17 protein-coding genes and 3 pseudogenes are annotated in these 24,195 nt (G+C 74.2%); 13 read left to right on the top strand and 7 right to left on the bottom strand.

All coding sequences use genetic code 11. The features are described 5' to 3' along the window. Window positions 1-22: 22 nt before the first annotated feature. From ACQ452_RS15830 to ACQ452_RS15820, 3 genes are all read right to left on the bottom strand, one after another. A complete protein-coding gene (locus tag ACQ452_RS15830; RefSeq protein ID WP_433384930.1) occupies window positions 23-1,561 on the bottom strand; it encodes a ricin-type beta-trefoil lectin domain protein in 1,539 nt (512 codons plus the stop codon). A 652-nt stretch (window positions 1,562-2,213) separates the two neighbouring features. Continuing rightward, window positions 2,214-2,861: a response regulator transcription factor gene (locus ACQ452_RS15825; protein WP_433384927.1), complete on the bottom strand. Its 648-nt coding sequence runs from the start codon at window positions 2,859-2,861 to the stop codon at window positions 2,214-2,216. Continuing rightward, a complete protein-coding gene (locus ACQ452_RS15820) occupies window positions 2,825-4,747 on the bottom strand; it encodes a histidine kinase (protein ID WP_433384924.1) in 1,923 nt (640 codons plus the stop codon). Before ACQ452_RS15820 ends, ACQ452_RS15825 begins: the two co-directional genes overlap by 37 nt. A gap of 131 nt (window positions 4,748-4,878) precedes the next feature. On the opposite strand from ACQ452_RS15820, the pseudogene ACQ452_RS15815 reads away from it, so the two are divergent. From ACQ452_RS15815 to ACQ452_RS15805, 3 genes and pseudogenes are all read left to right on the top strand, one after another. Further along, window positions 4,879-5,580: pseudogene (locus ACQ452_RS15815) on the top strand (ABC transporter ATP-binding protein); the annotation flags it as partial. A 29-nt stretch (window positions 5,581-5,609) separates the two neighbouring features. Continuing rightward, window positions 5,610-6,353: an ABC transporter permease gene (locus ACQ452_RS15810; protein ID WP_433384921.1), complete on the top strand. Its 744-nt coding sequence runs from the start codon at window positions 5,610-5,612 to the stop codon at window positions 6,351-6,353. A gap of 468 nt (window positions 6,354-6,821) precedes the next feature. Next, window positions 6,822-7,826, top strand: coding sequence for an aldo/keto reductase (locus ACQ452_RS15805; RefSeq protein ID WP_433384918.1), 1,005 nt, complete (start codon window positions 6,822-6,824; stop codon window positions 7,824-7,826). Between the two features lie 133 nt (window positions 7,827-7,959). Here ACQ452_RS15805 and ACQ452_RS15800 read toward each other — a convergent pair whose 3' ends face one another. Then, on the bottom strand, window positions 7,960-8,652 hold the full coding sequence (locus ACQ452_RS15800; RefSeq protein WP_433384915.1) for an SGNH/GDSL hydrolase family protein: 693 nt from the start codon (window positions 8,650-8,652) through the stop codon (window positions 7,960-7,962). A gap of 436 nt (window positions 8,653-9,088) precedes the next feature. Here ACQ452_RS15800 and ACQ452_RS15795 point away from each other — a divergent pair, with 436 nt between their 5' ends. Next, window positions 9,089-10,459 carry a WD40 repeat domain-containing protein gene (locus tag ACQ452_RS15795; protein WP_433384912.1) on the top strand — a complete coding sequence of 457 codons (1,371 nt, stop codon included), beginning with the start codon at window positions 9,089-9,091 and terminating at the stop codon, window positions 10,457-10,459. Between the two features lie 16 nt (window positions 10,460-10,475). Here ACQ452_RS15795 and ACQ452_RS15790 read toward each other — a convergent pair whose 3' ends face one another. Beyond that, on the bottom strand, window positions 10,476-11,447 hold the full coding sequence (locus ACQ452_RS15790) for a helix-turn-helix transcriptional regulator (protein WP_433384909.1): 972 nt from the start codon (window positions 11,445-11,447) through the stop codon (window positions 10,476-10,478). Between the two features lie 63 nt (window positions 11,448-11,510). Between ACQ452_RS15790 and ACQ452_RS15785 the strand changes: the two genes are divergently transcribed. From ACQ452_RS15785 to ACQ452_RS15775, 3 genes and pseudogenes are all read left to right on the top strand, one after another. Further along, the gene (locus tag ACQ452_RS15785) at window positions 11,511-13,790 is read left to right on the top strand and encodes an ATP-binding cassette domain-containing protein (protein ID WP_433384906.1); all 2,280 of its coding nucleotides are present in this window, start codon (window positions 11,511-11,513) and stop codon (window positions 13,788-13,790) included. A 134-nt stretch (window positions 13,791-13,924) separates the two neighbouring features. Further along, window positions 13,925-14,407 (top strand): hypothetical protein, encoded by a 483-nt coding sequence (locus ACQ452_RS15780; RefSeq protein ID WP_433384903.1) that lies wholly within the window; start codon window positions 13,925-13,927, stop codon window positions 14,405-14,407. Window positions 14,408-14,484: 77 nt separating this feature from the next. After that, a pseudogene (locus ACQ452_RS15775) lies at window positions 14,485-15,549 on the top strand (MFS transporter); the annotation flags it as partial. A gap of 71 nt (window positions 15,550-15,620) precedes the next feature. Here the strand turns inward: ACQ452_RS15775 and ACQ452_RS15770 are convergent. Beyond that, window positions 15,621-16,856: an MFS transporter gene (locus ACQ452_RS15770; protein ID WP_433384900.1), complete on the bottom strand. Its 1,236-nt coding sequence runs from the start codon at window positions 16,854-16,856 to the stop codon at window positions 15,621-15,623. Then, complete coding sequence (locus tag ACQ452_RS15765; protein WP_433384897.1) at window positions 16,853-18,454, bottom strand: class I adenylate-forming enzyme family protein; 1,602 nt, start codon at window positions 18,452-18,454, stop codon at window positions 16,853-16,855. The genes ACQ452_RS15770 and ACQ452_RS15765 overlap by 4 nt, the downstream gene beginning before the upstream one ends. A 309-nt stretch (window positions 18,455-18,763) precedes the next feature. On the opposite strand from ACQ452_RS15765, the gene ACQ452_RS15760 reads away from it, so the two are divergent. From ACQ452_RS15760 to ACQ452_RS15735, 6 genes and pseudogenes are all read left to right on the top strand, one after another. Beyond that, on the top strand, window positions 18,764-20,038 hold the full coding sequence (locus tag ACQ452_RS15760; RefSeq protein ID WP_433394177.1) for an SGNH/GDSL hydrolase family protein: 1,275 nt from the start codon (window positions 18,764-18,766) through the stop codon (window positions 20,036-20,038). 67 nt (window positions 20,039-20,105) lie between these two features. Next, window positions 20,106-20,402, top strand: coding sequence for a hypothetical protein (locus tag ACQ452_RS15755; RefSeq protein ID WP_433384894.1), 297 nt, complete (start codon window positions 20,106-20,108; stop codon window positions 20,400-20,402). 48 nt (window positions 20,403-20,450) lie between these two features. After that, window positions 20,451-21,386: pseudogene (locus ACQ452_RS15750) on the top strand (alpha/beta hydrolase); the annotation flags it as partial. A 45-nt stretch (window positions 21,387-21,431) separates the two neighbouring features. Next, window positions 21,432-22,532, top strand: a complete 1,101-nt coding sequence (locus ACQ452_RS15745) for an alpha-hydroxy acid oxidase (protein WP_433394175.1) — start codon at window positions 21,432-21,434, stop codon at window positions 22,530-22,532. Between the two features lie 3 nt (window positions 22,533-22,535). Next, window positions 22,536-23,864 carry an aminotransferase class I/II-fold pyridoxal phosphate-dependent enzyme gene (locus ACQ452_RS15740; RefSeq protein WP_433384891.1) on the top strand — a complete coding sequence of 443 codons (1,329 nt, stop codon included), beginning with the start codon at window positions 22,536-22,538 and terminating at the stop codon, window positions 23,862-23,864. A gap of 66 nt (window positions 23,865-23,930) precedes the next feature. Further along, window positions 23,931-24,191, top strand: coding sequence for a hypothetical protein (locus ACQ452_RS15735; RefSeq protein WP_121398707.1), 261 nt, complete (start codon window positions 23,931-23,933; stop codon window positions 24,189-24,191). Window positions 24,192-24,195 lie beyond the last annotated feature (4 nt).

Genomic DNA, 24,195 nt, shown 5'->3' with positions numbered 1-24,195 from the left:
CGGGGCCGCCGTCGGTGTCGCGTCAGGCGGCGGACCACCGCCACCGCTGGCCGGCGCAGGCCAGCAACCCGGCCATGGGAACGTTGCCCTCGGCGGAGTTGTAGGCGTGGGCGAGGCACAACCCGGTGCCGGGATTCTTGATCGTGCCGTCGGGCAGCGCCACCCAGTCCTGCGTCGGGGCGTTAACGCAGGCCCGCACGTCCACCGCGTGCCGCAGCAGCGGAGGCCTGCCGGTGGTGCGCGCGGTGAGGCAGCCGGATTCGGTCCGCAGCGTCAGCCCGCTCTGGGTCCACAGTTGCGGGTCGCCGACGGCGCAGGAACGGAGCTGCGTGCCAGGGTCGACGCCGACGCCCGTGTAATCCAGGCACCGGCCGGTGGCCTCCTCGACCACCTGGCCGTGCGCGCCGCCGCCGCCCCGCTGGATCCAGTACTGGTCCTGCCCGGACCCGCAGGCGGACATCGTCAGGTCGCTCGGGGTGCTGGTCGGTGAGGAGACGCACCTGTCCGATGCGCGGTTGCGCAGCTGGCTGCGCACCGAGCCGTTCTCGATGCGCCACTGCTGGTTGACGCCGTTGTCGCAGGTCCACTGCTTGACGTCGCCGGTGGCCGGCAGCTCGCTGTAGAGGCACCTGCCGTTGACGGCGTTGCGTAACTCGTACCAGCCCTCCGCGTTGCGGGTCATCGTCCACCGCTGGCCGGGAGCGGCCGCGTCACACACCGCGCTGCCGGCCGGGACGCCGTTGGTCGTCCCGCTGCCGAGCAGGCACTGACCGCTGAGACCGTTGGTGATGGGCATGGCCCGCCCGTCGAGCCAGTCCGGTGCGGCGGCGACGGCGGCCCTGATCCAGTCCCCCAGGTCGTCCAGGCGGGTCTCGACCGCGCTCCGCCGGGTCTCGGACTCGCCGAGGCAGCCACCCTGCCAGGACCGGTCGTGCACAGCGACCAGCTCGACCGTGGCGCCGTTCACCCGGAGGGCGGGACCGCCCGCGTCACCCTTGCACAGGGAGGCACCGGTGGCGCCGCCGTCGATGTCGATCGTGTCGGCGCCCACGGAGGTGACGGTGAAGACGCCGCTGTGCAGCCGGTCCGGCACCCACTCGGTGGCGGTGCGGCCGTACCCGAGGGCGTGCAGCTGCTCCCCGGCGGTCGGCGCCGCGCCGATCCGCGCCGGGGCGATTGCCGTGACCGGTTGGTCCAGCCGCACCATCGCCACGTTGCGCGCGCCGTGCGGCACCACGCCGACGGCGTTGCGCACCTCGCCGGTGGTGCCGGTCAGGTCGGCCCGGCCGACGGTCACTGTGGTGGGCTGCGCCGGGTTGCCGGCGGCCGGGGGCTGACCGGCGTCGGCGAGGCAACTGGCGGCGGTCACCACCCAGTGTGGGTCGACGAGGGCGCCCGTGCAGGACCGCACGCCGTCCCCGAAGTCGACCTTGGCAACGAACGGGTAGGCCCCCTGAGCGGCGGCGGTGCCACCGCTCACCGCCTGGGCCGGCAGGGCGCCGAGGGTACTCACCGCGAGGGTGGTGCCGAGCACCACCGCGAGCGCGCGGACACGCCGCATTGTCTCTCCGATCTGGTGCCGGTCGGCGGAGCGTGAGCGTCCGGCTGCCGGCTCTCCCCGTGGTCAGGCGGGCGGTCGGCTCGCCTTCTTGTGATGCACGGTGCGTCACCGGGTCTCACCGGCGGCAACCGCACCACCCTAGAGGAGATCAGTCGGCGCGGATGTCCCGTTCCCGGGCCTGTCGACCCGTCCGCGCTTCGGCGGTGGACAATCCCCCGATGGACGGACGGGAGCGGTCGACACCGGACCGGTGGGGTGTCCTCGCCCGGGCGGCGTTCGGGCGGGGGCGGGCGCTGGTCTCGGTCGAGCGGTTGACCGGCGGCACCAAGAAGGGCGTCTACCGGCTCAACCTGGACGACGGGTCCAGCGGCATCGCCTACGTGTGGCAGCCGGGGGAGGACTACTGGCCGGCGCGGGCGGCCCCGGCACCCGAGGACCCGTTCGGGCACGTACCTGTCGTTGGTGGCGGGTCCGTTGCGCCTGCTCGGCGGCGACTACCCCGACCGGGCCCGCATGCGGGCCATCGTCGCGCACAACGTCGCCCGGGTGCTGGACCAGCTCTGAGCGCTCGCAGCGTGGTGAGCGCCCCGGCGACCGGCCGATCGGCGGCGGCGAGCGCGGTCGTGCGGCGTCGGGGCGGGCGTGCCGCGGGTCAGGAGTCCTTCAGGTAGGCGAGGACGGCCAGGACGCGGCGGTTGTCGTCGGAGGACGGAGGCAGCCGCAGCTTGTCGAAGATGCTCGCGGTGTGTTTGCCCACGGCGCTCTCGCTGAGGAACAACCGCTGCGAGATGGCGGCGTTGGAACGGCCCTGGGCCATGAGTTCGAGCACGTCGCGTTCGCGCGGCGTGAGGCGGGCCAGGGGCGATCTGGTGCCGCCGGCCGCCAGCAGCCTCGCGATCACCTCCGGATCCATTGCGGTGCCGCCCGCCGCGACCCGGCGTACGGCGTCGACGAACTGGTCGGCGTTGAGGACGCGGTCCTTGAGCAGGTAGCCGACCGCGCCGGCCCCGTCGGCGAGCAGCTCCCGGGCGTAGAGCTGCTCGACGTGCTGGGACAGCACCAGCACCGGCAGGCCGGGAATCTCCCGCCGGGCGGCCAGCGCCGCCTGGAGGCCCTCGTCGGTGAACGTGGGCGGCAGCCGCACGTCGACGACGGCCACGTCGGGCCGGTGCCGGGTCAGGGCGGCGCGCAGCGCCGGCCCGTCGCCGACCGCCTCGGCGAGGGTGAAGCCGTGACTTTCCAGGAGCAGGACCAGCCCATCCCTCAGGATGTGGAGGTCCTCGGCGAGGACGACGCGCAAGGGATCTCCATGGTGACGACGGTGGGCCCGCCTGGCGGGCTGTGCAGGGTCAGGGTGCCGTCGAATGTAGCGAGCCGACGTCGGATGCCGCGCAGCCCGGTCCCCGCGGCCGGGTCGGCCCCGCCGGGGCCGTCGTCGCTCACCACCATCCGGAGCGTCCCGTCGCGGTGCCACAGCGAGACCGCGACGCGGGACGCGCGGCGGGCCGCGTTGGTGAGGGCCTCGCAGGTGGCGAAGTAGGCGGCCGACTCGACCGGCGCGTCGAGCCGCCCGGGCAGGTCGACGTCCACGTCCACCGGCAGCGGGGTGTCGAACGCGATCGCCCGGATCGCGTCGCCGAGCCCGCGTTCGGCCAGCACCGGCGGATGGATGCCGCGTACCAGGTCGCGCAGCTCGGTCAGCGCGGTGGCCGAGGTCTCCTGCGCCTGGGCCAGCAGCTCCCGGGCCCGCGCCGGGTCGGTCTCCATGAGCCGCGCGGCGGCGCTCAGGCCGAGCCCGACGGCGATGAGCCGGGCCTGGGCGCCGTCGTGCAGGTCGCGCTCGATGCGGCGCAACTCGGCCGCCTGCACGTCGACGGCGTCGGCCCGGGTGGTGGCGAGGTGCGCCACCCGCGAGGCGAGCACGGTGGCGGCAGTGGGGGTGAGCAGGAGCCGGTCCCACGCCAGCCGCAGCCTCATCAGCGGGCCGGCCAGGCCCAGCCCGAGCAGCGCCACGCCCAGCCCGACGGGCACGCTCGCCCAGTCCGGGAACCCCGGCGCGACGAGGCCGACGTGCTCGATGCCGAACCACAGATAGAACGGCGTGGCCCAGTAGCCGGTGAGCAGGCCGATCGGCACCGCCCAGGCCACCCAGGTCAGCGGCTGGCAGAACAGGCCGTAGAACCCGAGGCCGACCAGGACCGCCGGGACGAACGAGACCGGGGCCAGGACGACCGAGCCCAGCGACCACAGCTGGTCGCGCCAGGTGGCCGGGTCGCGCAGCAGCCACCCCGGCCGCTGCCCCTGCAGGGCCGCCGGAAGATCGGTGTACAGGACCCGCCCGACCCGGTAGTTGCCGTCCTCGTCGGGGCTGGGCGACGGCGGGTACGGCCGGTACGGCGCGGGCAGGTCCGTGCCCGTCCAGGCGTGCGCGGAGCGCCGGTAGAGCCCGACCAGCGGCCGCGTGACCGGCAGGGTGAACGGCAGCAGCCCGCCCCACGACAGGGCGCCGGTGAGCAGGTTGAGCAGCAGGCCGCCGAACGCGGCGAGCGACAGCACGGCCAGGCCGGCCCCCCGCCAGGTCGCGGCCGACGCCCTGGTGACCCACCTGCCGACCGCCGTCCGTGGCCGTGCGGTGCCCAGCAGCACGCCGGCCCACAGCCCGTACGCCCGCAGCGCCCACGGCGCGAGCAGGAACGCGGCCACGATCGCCCCGACGCCCGCCGGCACCGACCACACCCGATCCCCGGGCGGCGAGCCGAGCAGAAACACGCCGGCCGCGATCAGTGCGGGCGGCACCAGGACCGCGATCCCGCCGGTGACGGGGGTGAGGATGAGCCACAGCCATTCCCGCCCCAGCGTCGGGTCCTTCGCGTGCTGGTCCAGCTTCAGCAGGAACGCCGGCACCCGGGGCGACCTGTACAACGTGCCGTCCTGGGCGTACCAGCCGTCCTCGCGCCGGTGCGGCGTGGGCGGCGGCGAACGGACGGGGTCGGGGAGGTCGGCCCCGGCCCAGTCGCGGGCGAGCCGGCGGGCCAGCGCGCTCAACCGGATCTGGCCGGAGACGGCGAGCGGGTAGGTGAACACCAGGGTGGCGGCGAGCACGAGGAGGTGCCCGTAGGCGAACCCGGCCACGATCAGCACGGCCAGGGCGACGCAGCGTGGTACGGCGAGCGCGAGACGAGTCACGGGTCGAGTCTTCGCCGCACCGATCGCCGCCGCATCGGGGCAGGGTACCGACCGGGGGTGGAGCTGGGTACACCCCCACCGGGCGGTTGGACCCATTATCCGCGGCCGGCGGGATTCCTAGCGTTGTCGGCATGCCAGTCATCGAGGTGCGCAACCTCCGCAAGCAGTACGGCGACCAGGTGGCCGTCGCCGACGTGTCCTTGAGCGTCGACGAGGGCGAGATCTTCGGACTCGTCGGTCCGAACGGCGCCGGCAAGACCACCACTGTGGAGTGCGTCGAAGGGCTCCGGACCCCGGACTCCGGGACGGTGCGGGTGCTGGGCCTGGACCCGCACCGGGACCGTGTGGCGGTGCGGCAGAAGCTGGGCATCCAGCTCCAGGAGAGCCAGCTGCCGGACCGGATCAAGGTGTGGGAGGCACTCGACCTGTACAGCTCGTTCTATCCGCAGCCGGCGGACTGGTGGGCGTTGATTGACGAGCTGGGCCTGACCCCCAAGCGCAACACGGCGTTCGCGAAGCTCTCCGGGGGCCAGAAGCAGCGGCTCTCGATCGCGCTGGCGCTGATCGGCAACCCGTCGGTGGCGATCCTGGACGAGCTGACCACCGGGCTGGACCCGCAGGCGCGGCGCGACACCTGGGAGCTGGTCCGCCACGTACGGGACCGTGGCGTCACGGTCCTGCTGGTGACCCACTTCATGGACGAGGCGGAGCGGCTGTGCGACCGGTTGGCGGTCGTCGCGGCCGGCCGGGTCGTCGCCGTCGACACTCCCCGCAACCTGATCGCCGGTGCCCAGGTGCCCGGTGTCGAACGACCCACTCTCGAGGACGCGATCCTCGCCCTCACCGCTGCCGGGAGCAACCGATGACCGCCCTTTCCAAGATCATCCGTGTCGAGGCGAAGCTGTTCCTCCGGGATCCGGTCGGCACGTTCTTCGCCATCGCGTTCCCGGCCCTGCTGATCCTGGTGCTCGGCCTGGCCATGCCGGGCATCCGGGAACCGGCGGACGAGCTGGATGGCCGCCTTCCCCTGGAGGTCTACCTGCCCATCACCATGACGCTGGCCATCGCGACGGTGACGATGATGACGCTGGTGGGCGTGGTGGGCAGCTACCGCGAGCGGGGTGTCCTGCGTCGGCTGTCGACGACCCCGGTCTCGCCGGCGGCGGTGCTCGTCGCGCAGGTGGCCGTGAACGTCGCCGCGCTGCTGGTCGCGTGCGGCCTGGCCTGGCTGGTGGCGGCGACAGTCTTCGACGTCCCGCCGCCCGGCAACGCGGTCGGTTTCGTGCTGGCGTTCACGCTCGGGGCGAGCGCGATGTGCGCCCTCGCGCTGCTCGTGGCGGCGGTCACGCCGAGCGCCCGGGCCTCGATGGGGATCGGTCAGCTGATCTACTTCCCGATGATGTTCTTCGCCGGGGTGTGGACGCCGGGGCCGCAGATGCCCGACCTGGTGCGCAAGATCGCCGACTTCACCCCGCTGGGCGCCGCGTCCCTGGCCGTGCAGGACGCCTGGGCGGGTACCTGGCCCACGCTGCTGCACCTGACCGTGATGGTGGTGTTCACCGTGGTGCTGGGCGGCTTCGCGGCCCGCTACTTCCGCTGGGAGTGAGCCGCGACCGGGTGCCATGACGGGGGAGGGGCGGGCGCGGGATACTCCGCCCCGCCCCGAACGCGAAATCGCCACCACGCGACGTCCACGGTGCCGTGTCCGGCGGGCACGCCGCCGCCCCCGCGGTGCACGGTGCGGGTCCGGGGTGCGCGGCGCCGCGTCCGGGGTCCACGGCGTCCCGGCCGCCTGCACGGCGTCCCGGCCCGATGCGCGGCAAGATCTTGGAAAGGAGGTGCCCCCCCAGGGGGCCGGTTTCTGCCAAGATCTCCGGCTTTCCTGAATAGCGGAACCGAGTTCCCAAAAACGGACCAATGCGGAGCGGGCCTGCCCACCGCGCGACTTCGGCCCGGCCGCAGCCGCAGCCGACTCGGCCCGGCGTGGTGGCTCGCACCTTCGTCCCGGAGGGCTGCGCCGGATGCGCGGCGGGGGGCGCCGGGTGGCCCCCACCTACTGTGCTATCCACGTCTCATGACCGACCGTCAGGACCCGGCCCCGATGAGCGCTGCGGGCCGATCGATGAGCCCCGCCACCGACATCCGCCACCACCGGCTGCTGTACGGGTGCATGGGGCTGGGCGGCGGGTGGGACACGCAGCCCTACGGCGCGCGGGAGATCGGGGTCGCGGAGGCGGCGATCGAGGCCGCGCTGGAGATCGGCGTCACCGCTTTCGACCACGCGGACATCTACCGCCACGGCAAGTCCGAGGCCGTCTTCGGCGAGGTCCTCGCCCGCACGCCGGGGCTGCGTTCGCGCGTCCTGCTGCAGACGAAGTGCGGCATCCGCATGACCGACGACGCCGGGCCGGGCCGCTACGACCTGCGCGGGGGGCACATCGTACGCAGCGTCGAGGAGAGCCTGGCCCGGCTGCGTACCGACGTGATCGACGTCCTGCTCCTGCACCGGCCGGACCCGCTGGCCGATCCCGAGGACACCGCGGCGGCGCTGACCTCGCTGCACCGGCAGGGCCTGGTACGGCACTTCGGTGTCTCGAACATGGGTGCGGCGCAGGTGGCCCACCTGCAGGCGCACCTCGACCTTCCCCTCGTCGTCAACCAACTCCAGATGAGCCTGGCCCACCGGGACTGGCTGGAGGCGGGCGTCCTGGTCAACACGCGGGAGTCCGCCGGCACCGGTTTTCCGCTCGGCACCCTCGAGCACTGCCGGATGAACGGGATCGGCCCGCAGGCCTGGGGGGCGCTCGCGGGCGGGCGGTTCACCGGTGGCCAGCAGACGCCGGCGGAGCACGCCACGGCCGAGCGGGTCGCGGCGCTCGCCGAACGGACGGGCAGCACGCCGGAGGCGGTCGTGCTGTGGTGGCTCCAGCGGCACCCGGCGCGGATCGCACCGGTGATCGGCACCGTCCGGCCGGAGCGCATCCGCGCCTGCCGCGACGCCGTGCTGCGGGAGCCCGAGCTGACCCACGAGGAGTGGTACGAGTTGTGGCTCAGCGCCCGTGGCGGCCCGCTGCCGTGACCACTGGCCGGCGCCCCGACCGCTCGTACGCTCGACGGGGTCGCCCGGCGAGCCGTTGATCAGTCCCGCTGCCGGGCGCTCGCGCAGCAGCGCCCGCAGCCGCTTGAGCGAGTCGCCCCGGGCGAGCCGCTGATCAGGCCCGCTGCCGGGGTTGCGCGAGGTGGGCGCCGAGGCGGCGGACGGTCTCGGCGGCGGCGACCGCGTCGCTGCGGGCGCTGCCGTGCCGGCCGTCGCCGCTGTACATCGACGCTTCGGCGGTGAGCGGATGGTCGGTGAGCCGCACGTGCAGGGTGCCGAGGCGCTCCGCGAGCACTTCGGTGTGTGCGGAGAGCCGCCGCATCCGCTCGCCCAGGCCGGCGCGGTGCCGCTCGGGCACGGCGGGGCTGAGCGACACGTCGAACATGCCGACCGTGATCACCTCCGCTCCGGCAGCCTGGAACGCCTCGATCATGGCCGTCAGCTCCGCGTCGACCGCGTCCGCGTCGTACCCCCGGCCGAAGGCGTCGTTGCCGCCGCAGACCACAAGCGCCAGGTCGGGACGGAACGCGAGCGCCGGGTCGAGCTGGGTGGCGCGCACCTCGTGCGCCCGCAACCCCCGCAGCCCCAGATTGAGGTACGCCAGCTCAGGGCGGACGGCGCGCAGCTCGGCGGCGGTCCGGTCGGCCCACTGCACGTCGGGATAGCCGTCGGCGGGCTGGCAGAGCCCCTCGGCCACGCTGTCGCCCAGCACCGCGAAGCGCCGCCACGGGTGCCCTCGCAGCAGCGCCGCGCTCTCCCCGTCCCGTAGGCACCACGGGTCCGTCGCCTCGGTCAACGTCGATGGCATCCTGGCACGCTAACCGACGTCGGGCGACCGGGGCCATCGTCCTGGTGCACAGTGGGTGGCGCGGGGGCAGCGTCCTGTCGCCGACCGCGAGGTGCGCCGCCGGGTTCGGCGGCCGTCGCCGACCGCGAGGACGGTGCCCAGAGCGACGACGTGCCCAGAGCGACGACGTGCCCAGAGCGACGACGTGCCCAGAGCGACGACGTGCCCAGAGCGACGACGTGCCCAGAGCGACGACGTGCCCAGAGCGACGACGTGCCCAGAGCGACGACGTGCCCAGAGCGACGACGTGCCCAGAGCGACGACGTGCCCAGAGCGACGACGAGGCACGCCCGGTGGGCTGTGCCCCGGCTTGTCCATGCCGTCGTGGTCCGACCCGAGCAGGTCGGCAGATTTCCAGTGACCCGTATCCATGCGCGGGGTCGTTAGGATTACCGGGGTGGGAGAGGCGCCGGACCGTGGTCGACGCCGACTCATGCTCGCCGCTCTGTTGTTCGTCGTCGGCGCGCTGACCCTCGCCCTCGTCTCCGAGTTGAGCAGTTCACCGCTGGAGCGGATGCTCGCGGCACTGCCGGTCTGGGTGTCGGTCGCCGTCGTGGCGGGGCTGCTGTCGGTGGGGACCGCCGCGACTGTCGCGTACGAGCGGCTGTCCCGCGGCAGCGACGGGCCTCGGGCGGGGGCGACCCCGCGGCTGCGGCAGGGCAGGGCGCTGACCAGGACGACGGCGGTCGTGGCGATGGTGGCGGCGGGGGCGGGCGGCGCGGTGGCGGGGCCGCCACTGTTCACCTGGGTCTCGGACTCGATCGCGGCGGCCACCCGTCCCCGGTGGACGGCCGAGGTGCTCTACTCGTTGCAGGAGAGGGCGGCACACCCGGTGTCGTTGAGCCGGGACGGTTCCACGCTCGCGGCGGGCTTCTACGACGGGACCGTCATCGTCTGGGATGTCGGGACGCGGGCCAGGTTCGTCCTGCGCGGCTGCGACGGGCTGACGGACCTGGCCCTGTCGCCGGACGGCGGGACGCTGGCGGTGGTCGGCCACAGCCGCTCCCAGCAGTGCCCCGGCAGCCACCTCAGCCTGTGGGACGTTGACGCCCAGAGCAGGCTCGGCGGTTGGCGGGCGCCGACCGTCATCCCGCACACCGTGGCGTTCAGCCCGGCCGGGACGCTGCTCGCCCTCGGCGGCCAGGTAGACGACGACAGGGCGCCGGACGGCACCGTGCAGCTCTGGGACGTCGGTAGGCGCGCGCGCGTCGCCGAGTTCGTCGCGAGCAAGACGCCCGTCACGGCGCTCGCCTTCAGCCCGGACGGCCGGACCCTCGCGGGGGGCGGTACCGACTGGAGCCAGGTCCGGTCGGACGTCTACGCCACCAGGGCGATCCTGTGGGACATCGGCACCCGGAAGGTGGCCGGCACGCTGACGCTGCCACCGAAGACCCATCTGCGGGCGCTCGCCTTCAGTCCCACCGGCGACGTGCTCGCCACCGGTGGGGGCAACGACGACGAGGCCACCGAGACCGTGCTGCTGTGGGACGTCGCGTCCCGAAGGAACACCGCCACGATCGAGGGGAAGGGCAAGGCGGCCAACTCGCTGGCGTTCATGCCGGACGGCCGGACCCTGGTCATCGGGTTCGCGGTCGGCGAGAAGGGCGACGGCGAGGTCGAGCTGTGGGACGTCGCCGGCGTCGAACGGCTGGAGACCCTGGTTCACCCGGGTAGCGCGGTGAGTTCCGTGGCTGTCGGCGAGGCCGGGCGGATGCTCGCCAGCGTCACCTACGGCGGCGCGGTCCGGCTCTGGACGAGGAGCGGGTAAGTCCCCCGCCGGGGGCTCACGGCCCGTCCCGGTCCGCGGTGGCGGCGAGCAGCCGGTGGGCGAAGGTGTGGCAGGCCCGCGTGAGCGCGGGTGGCGCGCTGATGCGGAAGTCCGCGTCCAGGAAGGCGAGGTTGAGCACCAACCACTGCCAGGCGTCGGGCGCGAGGGTGACCCGGGTCCGCCGGTCGTCGAGGGCGTCGATCTCGGCGTCGTCGTGTCTGAGGGCGTCGCGGACGCGCGGCGCCGGCGCGTCGACCACGAGGGTGACCCGCTGCCTGGCCCGGTCGAGACCGCGGCGCAGATACTCCAGCGCCGATCCGGCGGGCAGTGGGCGTGGCACGTAGGGCACGCCGGTGCGCAGCGCGTCGGTGAGGCGGTCGAGGCGGAACACCCGCCAGTCCGCCCGGTCGGTGTCCCACGCCAGGAGGTACCACCTGAGCAGGTGGTGGACCTGCCGGTAGGGCTCGACCCGCCGCCGGGCCCGCCGGGCGTGGGCGTCGGTGTAGGTGAACGTCACGACCTCGTGCCGGGCGACGGCGTCGGCGAGGAGGCCGAACTGCTCGGCGGGCACGGGCGGTGTCGCGTGCGGGCTCGTCTCGAGGCTGGCCCGGACGGCGGCGACGCGGGGACGCAGCCGGGCGGGGAGGAACTGGTCGAGCTTGCCGTAGGCGCGGGTGGCCGCCTCGTCGATGCCGCCGGGCGTGGCGGATCCGGTGGCGGCGAGGGAGGCAAGTGCGAGCAGGGTGGCGACGGCCTCGTCGTCGTCGAGCACGAGGGGTGGCATGGTCCGCCCGGCGGTGAGCCGGTAGTAGCCGCCCGGTCCCGGCTGGGTGTCGACCGGGTATCCGTAGCCGCGCAGCCGGTCGACGTCCCGGCGCAGCGTGCGCGGGCTGACGCCGAGCCGCCGGGCCAGCTCGTCGCCGCGGAAGGACCGGCCGGTCTGCAACGTCGACAGCAGGGAGAGCATCCGTTGGGTCACGTCCGCCATGTGGCCAAGTCTGCCCGCTGTCGCGGTCAGGATCCGGCCGCATCTGCCCCTAGCTTCGGGGTCATGGCGCACCGCAGCATCACCATCCGGGGAGCACGCACCAACAACCTGGCCGGGCTGGACGTGGACGTGCCGCGCAACCGACTGGTCGTCTTCGTCGGTGTGTCCGGCTCGGGCAAGTCGTCGTTGGTGTTCGACACCATCGCCGCCGAGGCGGGCCACCAGCTCAACGAGACCTTCCCGCCCTTCGCCCGCAACCGGTTGCCGAAGTGGGCCCGCCCCGAGGTCGAGCACATCGGCGGCCTGTCGCCGGTGATGGTGCTGGACCAGCGCCGCGTCGGCGGCAACGCCCGCTCGACGGTCGGCACGACCACCGACGCCTGGACGTACCTGCGGCTGCTCTTCTCCCGCCTGAGCACGCCGCGGGTGGGCGAGTCGCACCGTTTCTCCTTCAACGATCCGGCCGGCATGTGCCCGACCTGCTCGGGGCTCGGCGAGGTGGTCCTCAGCGCCGTCGACCGCTTCCTCGACCTGGACAGGTCCCTCGCCCAGGGCGCGATCCGGCTGCCGGGCTTCGGCGCGGGCGGCTACTGGTACTCCCAGTACGCCGACATCGGCACCTTCGACCGCGACACCCCGCTGCGGGACTGGAGCCGACAGGAACGCGAGGCGCTGCTGTACGGCGGCGAGGCGGCCGCGAAGCTGGGCCGGAAGACCCCCAAGGCGTACGAGGGGGTGGTCGACCGTTTCGAGCGGATCTACCTGCACACCTCCGACAACCTGTCGGAGCGCAAGCAGGAGACCATCCGCCGGTTCACCCGCTCCGCCGTCTGCCCCGAGTGCCACGGCGACCGGCTCGACGAGGCCGCGCGGAGCGCCACGGTGCTCGGCCGCACGATCGGCGAGATGTCCCGCATGGAGGTCACCGAGCTGGCCGAGCTCGTCCGCGCCGTCACGTCGGCCCACGTCGCGCCCGTCGTGGCGGCGTTGACCGACCGCCTGTCGGCGATGACCACGATCGGGCTCGGCTACCTCTCGCTGTCCCGGGCGACCACGACGCTCTCCGGCGGTGAGTCGCAGCGGATCAAGATGGTCAAGCACCTCGGGTCCAGCCTGGTCGAGATGACGTACATCGTCGACGAGCCCACCGTCGGGCTGCACCCGAGCGACGTCGAGTCGGTGATCCGCCTGCTGGAGCAGCTACGCGACCGGGGCAACAGCGTCCTCGTCGTCGAGCACGACCCCGCCGTGATGGCCCGCGCGGACCAGGTCGTCGAGGTCGGGCCCGGCGCCGGGCCCGACGGGGGGCGACTCGTGTTCCAGGGGGCGTTCGCCCAGCTCCGGCACGCCGACACCCCCACCGGCCGGGCCCTCGCCCGGCGCCGCCCGGTGAACCGGGACCCGCGTCCGGGCACCGGCAGTCTCACCGTCGCCGACGCCATCCGCAACAATCTGCGACACGTCACGGTGGACGTCCCCGCCGGGGTGCTGACCGTGTTCACCGGGGTCGCCGGCTCCGGCAAGTCCAGCCTGGCCGCCGAGCTGGTGGCCCAGCACCCCGCGACCGTCATCGACCAGCAGCCGGTCGGCGTCAGTCGGCGCTCCACCCCGATCACGTACACGGGCGTCGCGCCCGCGATCCGCAGGCTGTTCGCGACGCGCCACGGCGTGCCGGTGAGCCTGTTCAGCGCCAACTCGGCGGGCGCCTGTCCCGACTGCGGAGGGCTCGGTGTCATCCACACCGACCTTGCCTTCATGGACGGGCAGGAGGTCGCCTGCGGTACCTGTCAGGGTCGACGGTTCACCCCGGACGTCCTCGGCTACACGGTCGACGGGCTGTCGATCGCCGACGTCGACGGTCTCACCGTGGACCAGGCGGTCGCCCGGCTGCCCGCCCGGCAGATCGCCGACGCGCTGCGGCACCTCGCCGACGTCGGCCTGGGCTACCTGCGGCTGGGCCAGTCCCTGAGCACGCTCTCCGGGGGCGAGTGCCAGCGGGTCAAGATCGCCAAGGAGCTCCGCGAGACGGACGAGCCCACCACCTACCTGCTCGACGAGCCCACCACCGGCCTGCACCCTAGCGACGTGGACACGCTGCTGCGCGTCCTCGACGGCCTCGTCGACCGGGGCCACACCGTCGTCGTCATCGAGCACAACCTCGACGTCATCCGCCGGGCCGACTGGCTCGTCGACCTCGGTCCCGGACCGGGCCGGCATGGCGGGACGGTCCTCTACGAGGGTCACGTCGCCGACTACACCGACCGGGCCACCCCCACCTGCCGGGCGCTCGCGTCCGCCGAACCGGACGTCGACCCGCGACACCGGTACGCGGTCGCGCGGTAGGCCCGGCGCCGCCCGGCCGGATCGCGCCGGCGGCCCGTCCCGCATCGACGCAGCCGCGACTCGCACCCTGCCGGGCCGCGCGCGGTCATGCGCTCAGAGCCGGCGACGCGAAGCTGTCAATGTAGCGTTGACGGATGACGCCCGAGTTGAGCCAGCTCTCCGACGTCACCGCCGACCGCGTCCGGTTGGACGAGCGGGAGTTGGAGCTGATCGACCGCGCGCGTCACCTCGGTGCGACCTGGGCGCAGGTCGCCGCTGCTCTCGGCCTCGGCAGCCGGCAGGCCGCGGAGCAGCGCCGGCAGCGCCTGGCGGCCGCGCGACGGTCGCGGCGGCAGGAACTGGATCTGGCCTACGCGCCCCCGATCGCGGCGATCCGGGGCGCGGTCCTCGAGCTCCAGCGGTGGATCGACGCGGACCGGCGGTGGGACGCGCGGTTTCGGCGCGCCGCCCTGGTGAGGCGGACCGTGGAGCTGGCCCTCGGCGCCGACCCGGGTTCGCTGTACGCGCTGGCCTCCCTCCTCGCGGTCGACCTGGCCGATGCGGGAGGTGGCCGGTTGCCCGTGCCGGTGCGGGCGGTCGCGAGGAGCCTGGACGATCTCCTGTCAATGGCGCATTGACAACTCCTTCGCAGTATTGCCTGCCCCTCACTCAAGGTTGAGGATCTGAGTCGCCACGGCTCAACCTTGGAGGACCGATGCGTCGCAACGCCGTGCTGTTCATCGCGATCTCGCTGCTGTCGGGCTTCGGCAGCAGCGCCATGTCACTGGTCGCCGGGATCTGGATCCTGGACCTCACCGGTTCCGTCAGCCTCGCCGCCCTAGCCGGGCTCTGCGTGTACGCCCCGGTCCTCGGTGGCCCCTGGCTGGGAGGACTGCTCGACCGGGCGCCGCGGCGGCCGCTCGTCGTGGCGGTCAACCTCACGCTGTCCGCCGTTCTGCTCAGTCTCCTCGCGGTGCGGGGGCCGGGCCAGGTGTGGCTCATCTTCCTGGTGTCCTGCGCCTACGGTGTCAGCTACGTGCTGATCGACGCGGGCGAGACCGCGTTGCTTCCCGCCGCGCTGTCGCCCACGCAGCTCGGCGACGTCAACGGCTGGCGTTCGAGTGCCCAGGAAGGCATGAAGCTCGTGGCACCCCTGGCCGGCGCGGGCCTCTACGCGTGGCGCGGGGGCCAGGCCGTCGTCCTGCTCAGCGCGGCGATGCCGATCCTGGTAGCCGTCCTGTACGCGGCCGTGCGACTGAGGGAACTGCCCCCCGTCCCGCCGACTGACCGGCCGCCCGGCCTGCGCGCGGGGCTCGCGGTCCTCCTCGCACAGCGGGCGACACGCGTCACCGTGGTGCTCGCCGCCGTGGCGATCGCCATGTCCGGCTTCACGACCGCTGCCAGCTACGCGATCGTCACCACGGAGCTGGGCCTGCCGGCGACGTTCCTCGGCGTGCTGCTCAGCGCACAGGGTGCCGGGTCCCTCGCCGGCGGCCTCGTCGTCGGCCGGCTCATCGCCCGCTGGAGCCCCGCGACCGTGGGCGTCGCCGGCACGACGCTCTTCGCCGTCGGCTGCCTGGCGCGGTGCCTGCCCTGGTGGCCCGGCACGGTCGCCGCCTCGGTCGTCGCCGGCATCGGCCTGCCCTGGGCCCTGGTCGCCGCGGTGACCGCGGTGCAGACGCACACGCCGACAGCGATGCTCGGACGGGTCTCCGGCACCGCCAACACCGCGATGTTCGGTCCGGTCGCGCTGGCGATCCCGCTCGGCTCCGCCGCCGTCCACCTCGGCGACCGCCTGACGCTCGTCGTCGCCGCCGCGATCTGCCTCGCCTGCGCGGCCGGCGCAGCGCGTCAACCACGCAGCGGGTGCGAACGACGTCGCGGGACAGCGCCGTCCGGCCGGGCCGCGGGGCGCAGGGCGGGCAGCAGCGGCAGCAGGGTGACGACGAGGCAGAACGCCGCCATGGCCAGCAGGGCCGCGTCGAGGCCGAGGGCCGTCACCGACCAGCCGCCCAGCAGCGCGCCCAGCGGCAGTCCCGCGAACGCCAGCGACCCGGCCAGCCCGATCACCCGGGTCTGCAACCCGGGCGGCACCCGCTCGTAGATCGCGACCCCCAGCAGCGGGTTCACCGCCGCGATGCCGATGCCGGACACGAACGTCACCGCCAGCACCACCGCCAACTCGTCACTGAGCGCCAGGACCAGCAGCCGGGGGGCGCCGCCCACCGCCGCCCCGAGCACGAACGTCAGATACCGGGGCAGCCGGGGGCCGTACACGCTGAACAGCAGGTTGCCCAGCAGCGCCCCGGCCGAGAACGCCCCGAGCAGCAGGCCCAGCCCGGCGGGGCTGCGCAGCGCGTCGGCGACCCAGAGCGGGATGTGCACCGCGACGCTGGCGTTGACCACCATGTTCAGCGCCGAGATCACCAGCAGCATGCTCAGCAGCGTCCGGTCGCGGCCCAGGTGGCGGAACCCGCCCGCGAGCGACCGCAGGTACGACTGCGGCGCCGACGGTGCCGCCGGGGCGGGCGGGCGGAGCAGGAGCCCGACCAGCAGGGCGCAGACGGCGAAGCTGGCGGCGTCGATGAGCAGTGCCCGCGTCAGCCCGAACCACCAGACGAGCAGCCCGCCCAGCCCCGCGCCGAGCAGGGTGACCAGCCGGCCCAGCCCGTCGTAGACCGAGGTCAGCCGGATCAGGGGGACCCCGGCGGCCTCGGCGGCCGGGCGGAACATCACGTGCTTGACCCGGTCGCCGACGCCCCGCAGCGCGCCCACCACGGCGACCAGTGCGACAAGCGTCGGAAAGCCGAGCCACGGGGTGAGGGCGACCGCCACCATCAGCGCGGCGCTGCCGGCGTCGGCCAGGATCGAGGTGCGCCGCAGCCCGATCCGGTCCGCCCAGGGCGTGCCCAGGGCGCTGGAGAGCAGGTAGGGCAGCGTCTCGGCGGCGGCCACCACACCCATCCTCGTGGGGCTGCCGGTGGTCTCCAGCACCAGCCAGGGGATGGCCACCACCGAGATCCGGCTGCCCAGGTTGGAGATCAGGTCGGCGGCGACCAGGACGGTCAGTTCCCGCCGGGGGGTCACGCCAGGCTGCCGATCGACGCCTCCGGCTGCGCGAGCGTGCCCGGGTGCTCGGCGGCGTACCGGGCCCGCAGCGCGCGCTTGTCCACCTTGGCGGACCGGTTGAGCGGCAGCCGGTCGACGAACTGGACCCCGCCCGGCGCCCAGGTGTCGCTCAGCTCGGCGGTCACCAGGTCGACCAGTTCCCGGGCGGTCACCGTCGCGCCGGGCGCCGGCACCACGAAGGCGTACGGCAACTCGCCGGCCGCCTCGTCCGGCACGCCGATCACCGCCGCCGCCCGCACCCGCGGGTGCCCGGCCAGGACGTCCTCGATCGGGCGGCAGTGGATCGGCCAGCTACGCCGCCGCGAGAGGATCCGGTCCTGCGACCGGTCGACGAGGTAGAGGTAGCCGTCGGCGTCGAGGTGCCCGACGTCGCGGGTGCGGACCCAGTCGTCGACGAGCGTCTCGGCGGTCAGCTCGGGCTGGCCGTGGTAGCCGGCGAAGCGCAGGGCGGTGTGCACCCACACCTCGCCGTCGGCGAAGGGTGGCAGCACCGTGCCGTCCTCGGCGCGGATCTCGACGCGCACGTCGCCGTAGGGTCGCCCGCAGGAGCGCAGCCGCTGCGGGTACGCCGGGTCGTCGGTCAGCCCCGGCAGGGCGGTGACCACGACCGCCTCGCTGAGGCCGTACACGATGCGCAGCACCGGGCCGAAGCGGGCGATCGCCTGGCGCAGCCGGGCGGGCGCGGCGGGCCCGGCGCCCACGTTGAACATGAACATGGCGGAGAAGTCCGCGCCGTCCAGCGCCGGATGGTCGAGCACCTCGTAGAGCATCGGCGGGGTGACGAACGTCGAGTTGATCCGCTCCCGGCCGACGGTGTCGATGAACTGCGCCGGGTCCCAGCCGTCGCGCGGAAACAGCACCCCGCCGGTGAAGAGGTTGAACAGTGTGGTGATCTGGCCGCTGGCCAGCCACATCGGCGAGTGCGACAGGTGCCGCAGCGGCGGGTGCCCGGCGGCGCGGAAGTCGGCGGCCAGGGCGAGGACCTGCGCGTAGAAGCTCTCCCGGTGGTGCACCAGCTTCGGGGTGCCGGTGGTGCCGCTGGTCTGCAGGAAGGACTCCGGCACCGGCACCTCGACCGGCACCTCGCGGCCGTCCGCCACCGCGGGCTCCACCCCGGCGAGCAGGTCCGGGCCCGCGCCGCCCGGGCCGAGGCAGAGCACGGGCACGCCGGGCAGCCCGGCGGCCAGCTCGGCACCGAGGTTGGTCGGGTCGCGGGCGTCGTAGAGGAACGCGTCGGGGTGGGCCAGCCGGGCGAACTCGTCGACCTCCCGGCGGGACGTGACCGGGGCGATCCACATCGTCCGGCAGCCCAGCAGGTGCAGGGCGAGCTGCACCATCGGCCCCTCCACCGGGTTGCCGAGCGCGAGCAGCACCGCGTCCCCCGGTCGTACGCCGTGCCCGAGCAGGGTCGCGGCGAGGCCGCGCACCCGGGCGGCGACATCGGTGTAGCTGAGCCGGCATCCGTCCCCCGCCAGCGCCTCCCGGTCGCCGAGACGGTCGAACAGCTCCAGCGCCCGGTGCACGTAGCCGGCCCGTCGTTCCGGTCGGTCGGTCATCCGACAGCCCTCCATCGGCGCAGAAGTGGCCGCCCGCGGGCAGCCCGGGAGACGGCGTGGCGGGCGGACGCCCCGACGACCGCACCGCCGCCGTCTGTGAGCGTAGGCACCACCGACCGTCACCGGACAGAGTCTGAACCGGCGCTCAGGCCGGACCGACAGGCATCTGATCACGTCGATCAGGTTGATTGACGCTCGTGAAACGGGACGGCTAGGTTTCTGGACCATCGTCCAGGCGGCGCCGTCAGCGGACGGCCCTGGGCTGCCAACGATGGAGGTTCCATGTCGACCCCGAAGAGATGGCATGTCATCGCGTCCGCCGCCACCCTGCTCGTCGTCGGCACCCCGGCGATGGTGGCCAGCGCCGGCCCGTCCGACACGGACGCGCCACGCCAGCGCACGGTCTGGGCCGGTAGCTGGGCGGCTGCGGTCACCAGGGGAAACGCGACCGGCCTGACCAACAACGGCCTCAACGACCAGAGCGTGCGGATGCTCGTGCACACCACCGTCGGCGGAGAGCGGTTCCGGGTCCGCCTGAGCAACTCCTACGGCGAGCAGGCCGTGCGGGTCGGCCGCGCCACCGTCGCGAAGCCGAACACCGCGACCCCCGGCGACCTGTCCGACATCGACGTCACGACCCTGCGGACGCTGACCTTCGGCGGCGCCGGCTCGGCCACCATGAACCGGGGCGCCGAGCTGGTCAGCGACCCCGTGGCGATGCCCGTCGGCGACCAGCAGGACCTGGTGCTGACCGTGCACTTCCCGACCCCCACCGGGCCGGTCACCTTCCACGGCCAGTCCCGGCAGACCAACTACATCGGCGCCACCGACCTGACCTCCGCCGCCGGCGGGGCCGGGTTCACGATCCGGCCGGACTGCTGCTGGTTCTTCCTGTCGGGCATCGACGTGCAGCGCCGGCACAGCCCCGGCTCGGTGGTGGTCCTCGGCGACTCCATCGCCGACGGCAACGGCAGCACCGTCAACACCAACCGGCGCTGGCCCGACCTGCTCGCGGACCGGCTCATCGACGCCCGCCCGGACGTGCGCACCCCGGGCGTGCTCAACCTCAGCCTCGCCGGCAACCGGCTCAACCACGAGGGCACCGAGCCCGGGGCGGGCGGCTTCCCCGGCTACCACGAGCTGGGCCCCAACGCCCTGGCCCGCCTCGACGAGGACGTCTTCGCGCAGACCGACGCCCGGACGGTGATCACCGGACTCGGGATCAACGACGTCTGGATGTCGGGCGATTCCGCCGGGCAGATCATCGCCTCGCTGCGGCAGATCAACCAGCAGGTGAAGGCGCGCGGCCTGCGTAGCCTCGTGTCGACGCTGACCCCGTACGAGGGGCACGGCAACCCTGGGGTGTGGACACCGGAGAAGGAGGCCACCCGGCAGGCGGTGAACGCGTGGCTGCGCGGCAGCGACGAGTTCGACGGGATGCTCGACTTCGACCGGGTGCTGCGCGATCCGGCGCGGCCCAGCCGGCTGCTGCCCGCGTACGACTCGGGTGACCACATCCACCCGAACGACGCCGGGAACCGGGCGTTGGCGGACGCCGTGCCGCTGCGACTGCTCGGTCTGTGACATCGGCGCGGGCGGCGGGCGGGTCCCCGCCGCCCGCCGCACCGTCGACGGGAGAGGCCGGACGACCATGGACGTCACGCGGCTGCTGACCCGGCTCTACGGCGACGAGGGCCGGCAGGACCCGTACCCGTGCCACGCCGCCCTGCACCGGCTGGGGCCGGTCAGCCCGGTGCCGCCGCGCGCCGAGCACCGACCGGTCGCCGCCGCCGCCGCCGTCGTCGTCGGCTACGACCTCGTCGGCCGGGTGCTGCGCGACCCGCGGTGGTACAAGCGGGGAGCTGGACTTCTACCGGCGGCGGGCGGAGCGCATCGACGACTTCCTGGCCGTGGCGGGCAGGGCCCCGCAGCGCCTCGCCGCCGGTGAGCTGCGCGGCGTCGACAGGCTGACCATCCATCCCCGAGGAGGCCCCGCATGAGCGTCCATCCGCAGGTGGCGGCGTACCGGGCCGCCCGCGAGGCGGCCGGCGTCGCGCCGCTGTACACCCAGAGCCTGGCCGAGGCCCGCGCCGCCGACCTGGCCGCGATCCGTGCCGGCGGCGGCGCGGTCGAGCCGGTGCGCGAGGTACGCGACACGCACGTGCCCGGCCCGGCGGGCGACCTGCCGGTGCGCATCCACCGGCCGGCGGGGCGGGGGCCGCTGCCGACCCTGGTCTACTTCTTCGGCGGCGGCTGGACGCTGGGCAGCGTCGACACCGCCGACGGCATCTGCCGGCGGCTGGCCAACGCGGTGCCCTGCCAGGTGGTGACCGTCGGCTACCGGCTCGCCCCCGAGCATCCCTTCCCGGCGGCCGTGCACGACTGCCACGCGGCCCTCCGGTGGCTCGCCGCGCACCCGGAGGAGTTCGGCGTCGATCCGCGGCGGATGGCCGTCGGCGGGGACAGCGCCGGCGGCAACCTGGCCGCCGCCGTCACCCTGCTGGCCCGGGACCGCGGCGGGCCCCGGCTCGCCGCCCAGGTGCTGGTGTACCCGAACACCGACCAGAGCGCCGAACCCGACGGCGACGGCGAGGACCCGCTGTTGTTCAACCGCCGTTCGGTGGCCTGGTACCGGGGGCACTACCTCGCCGACCCCGCGCACGCGCGGCACCCGCTGGCGTCGCCGCTGCGCGCCGAGGACCTGGGCGGCCTGCCCCCGGCGCTGGTGATCACCGCCGAGCACGACCCGCTGCGCACCGAGGGGGAGCGCTACGCCGGACGCCTGCGCGACGCCGGGGTGCCCACCGTCCACACCCGGTACGCCGGCATGATCCACGGCTTCTTCGCCATGCCGGGGGCGTTCGACGACGGCCGGCGGGCCCAGGACCAGGCCGCCGGGTTCCTGCGCGACCGCTTCGCGGCGGTGGACGCGACGGCGGCAACGGCGGCGGACGCGACGGCGGCGACGGACGCGACGGTGCCGGACGCGGCGGCGGGGCCGGAACCGTCGACCTTGGCCGACTTCGCCGCCCCGGCCCGGGCGGCGCTGCCGCCCGACGTGTGGGACTACATCGAGGGCGGCAGCGGGGCCGAGACGACGCTCGCCGCCAACCGTCGCGCGCTGGACCGGGTGGCCGTGCTGCCCCGGGTGCTGCGCGGCGTGCACACCCCCCGCACCGACGCGCGGCTGCTCGGCACGTCGTACGCCATGCCGGTGGCCGTGGCGCCGATGGCGTACCAGCGGCTGGTGCACCCCGACGGGGAACTGGCGCTGGCCGCCGCCGCGGGGGCCGCCGGGGTGCCGTACCTGGTCAGCACCCTGAGCAGCGTGCCGATCGAGCAGCTCGCGCAGACCGGCGCGACGCTCTGGTTCCAGCTCTACTGGCTGCGCGACCGGGGCCTCGTCGCCGACCTGCTGGACCGGGCGCACGCGGCGGGTTGCACGGCGCTGACCGTCACCGTGGACGTGCCGATCCTCGGCCCACGCCGGCGCAACGTGCGCAACGCGTTCGTCATCCCGCCGCACGTGGTGGCGGCCAACCTGCCCGCCGGCCGGGACACCCTCGCGCACACCGCCACCCCCGGTGTCTGCGCCGTCGCCGCGCACACCGGCGAGGTCTTCGCGCCCGCGCTGACCTGGGCCGACCTGGAGTGGCTACGCGGGCGTTCCACCCTGCCGCTGGTGGTCAAGGGCGTCCTCGACCCGCGCGACGCGGAGCTGGCGGTGGCCGCCGGCGCGGACGCCGTGGTGGTCTCCAACCACGGTGGGCGGCAGCTCGACGGGGCGCCGGCCACCGCCACCGTGCTGCCGGAGGTGGTGTCGGCGGTGGGCGACCGGTGCGAGGTGCTGCTGGACAGCGGCGTACGCGACGGCTTCGACGTGCTGCGCGCGCTCGCCCTCGGCGCGCGGGGGGTGCTGGTGGGTCGGCCCCTGCTGTGGGCGCTCGCCGCCGGCGGCCGGGCCGGGGCGCGGACGGCGCTGGCGCTGCTGAACGGCGAGTTCCGCGACGCCCTGGCGCTGGCCGGCTGCGCCGACCCGCTCGCCGCCGGCGAGCTGCGCGTGCTGCGGGAGGACTGAGCGGTGGCCGACCCGGCGGACCTGCACGTCGCCGACCTGCATCCGGCGGTCGACGACCCGACGCTGAACTCGATGAACTTCCTCAACGAGGTGGCCCAGCACTACCCGGAGGCGGTGTCGCTGGCGGCCGGCCGGCCGTACGAGGAGTTCTTCGACGTCGCGGCGCCGCACCGGCACCTGGAGACGTTCCGCCGGCACCTGGTCGACGACCTCGGGCAGAGCCCCACGCAGGTGCACCGGACCCTGTTCCAGTACGGGCGCACCAAGGGCATCGTGCACCACCTCGTCGCCCGTCACCTCGTCGTCGACGAGGGCGTCACGGTCGACCCGGAGGCGATCGTGGTGACCGTCGGCTGCCAGGAGGCGATGTTCCTGGTGCTTCGGGCGCTGCGCGCCGACCCGCGTGACGTGCTGCTCGCCCTCGCCCCGACGTACGTGGGGCTGACCGGCGCCGCCCGGCTGCTGGACCTGCCGGTGCTGCCGGTGGCGGGCGGCCCGGCCGGGGTCGACCTGGCCGACCTGCGCGAGCAGGTGCGCCGCGCCCGGTCGGCGGGACTGCGCCCGCGCGCCTGCTACGTGATGCCGGACTTCGCCAACCCGTCCGGCGTGAGCATGGGGTTGGCCGACCGGCGACGGCTGCTCGACCTGGCGGCCGAGGAGGACCTGCTGCTGCTGGAGGACAACCCGTACGGCCTGTTTCCCGCCGGGGACGCCGGGCGGCTGCCCACCCTCAAGGCGCTGGACACCGCGCGGCGGGTGGTCTACCTGGGCTCGTTCGCCAAGACGGTGCTGCCCGGCGCGCGGGTGGGCTACGTGGTGGCCGACCAGCGGGTGGCCGGCGCGGACGGATCGGTGAGCCTGCTCGCCGACCAGCTCGCCAGGATCAAGAGCATGGTCACGGTGAACACCTCCGCGATCGCCCAGGCCGTGATCGGCGGCGCACTGCTGGCGCACGGGTGCAGCCTCGTGGCGGCCACCGTCCGGGAACGGGCCGCGTACGCCCGTAACCTGCGCCACCTGCTCGACGGCCTGGCCCGGCGGTTCCCGGCGGACACCTCGCCGGTGCGGTGGAAAGCCCCGGCCGGCGGGTTCTTCGTCGTGGTCACCGTGCCGTTCACCGTCGACGACGTGTTGCTGCACCGCTCCGCCCGCGAGTACGGGCTGCTCTGGACGCCGATGGCGCACTTCTACGACGGCACCGCACCGGTCGACGCGCTGCGGCTGTCGGTCAGCGCGGTCACCCCGGAACAGATCGACCTGGGGCTGGACCGGCTGGTCGCGCTGGTCGCCGACGAGACGGCCCGACGGGCGGCGAGCACCGGCGTCAGATGACACAGCGCGTTCACCGCGCGGCAATGCGCGACTGCCATGTTCCGTAGTCCTGCGTGGACGCCCATAATGGACGCCATGGTCGCCTGGGAATACGCCTTGCTGGTCCGCCGCTATCAGGGGCAGGGCCGCAACTTCCACGTCAGCTTCATCTGGTACGGCCCGGACGGGTCGCGCCGCGACATCACCGCGTACGGCGACACGGCGATCGCGCACCTCAACCGGGCCGGCCGGGAGGGGTGGGAGCTGGTCTCCGCGGCCGAGGACGTCAACAACGTCCAGGGCAGCACCGAGGTGCACCGCTACCACCTGAAGCGGCCCGTCGCCTGAGCCC

The sequence above is a fragment of the Micromonospora sp. KLBMP9576 genome, assembly GCF_050941805.1.
Taxonomy (GTDB): Bacteria; Actinomycetota; Actinomycetes; order Mycobacteriales; family Micromonosporaceae; genus Micromonospora.
This window is presented reverse-complemented; position numbering and strand designations above follow the sequence as displayed.

Bases quoted from the DNA above. Each gene is read 5' to 3' on its own strand.
- ACQ452_RS15785 (WP_433384906.1), top strand. From the start codon at position 11,511: ATGGCGCACCGCAGCATCACCATCCGGGGAGCACGCACCAACAACCTG.
- ACQ452_RS15790 (WP_433384909.1), bottom strand. From the start codon at position 11,447: ATGGCGGACGTGACCCAACGGATGCTCTCCCTGCTGTCGACGTTGCAG.
- ACQ452_RS15800 (WP_433384915.1), bottom strand. From the start codon at position 8,652: ATGCCATCGACGTTGACCGAGGCGACGGACCCGTGGTGCCTACGGGAC.
- ACQ452_RS15805 (WP_433384918.1), top strand. From the start codon at position 6,822: ATGACCGACCGTCAGGACCCGGCCCCGATGAGCGCTGCGGGCCGATCG.
- ACQ452_RS15765 (WP_433384897.1), bottom strand. From the start codon at position 18,454: ATGACCGACCGACCGGAACGACGGGCCGGCTACGTGCACCGGGCGCTG.
- ACQ452_RS15830 (WP_433384930.1), bottom strand. From the start codon at position 1,561: ATGCGGCGTGTCCGCGCGCTCGCGGTGGTGCTCGGCACCACCCTCGCG.
- ACQ452_RS15810 (WP_433384921.1), top strand. From the start codon at position 5,610: ATGACCGCCCTTTCCAAGATCATCCGTGTCGAGGCGAAGCTGTTCCTC.
- ACQ452_RS15780 (WP_433384903.1), top strand. From the start codon at position 13,925: ATGACGCCCGAGTTGAGCCAGCTCTCCGACGTCACCGCCGACCGCGTC.
- ACQ452_RS15735 (WP_121398707.1), top strand. From the start codon at position 23,931: ATGGACGCCATGGTCGCCTGGGAATACGCCTTGCTGGTCCGCCGCTAT.
- ACQ452_RS15755 (WP_433384894.1), top strand. From the start codon at position 20,106: ATGGACGTCACGCGGCTGCTGACCCGGCTCTACGGCGACGAGGGCCGG.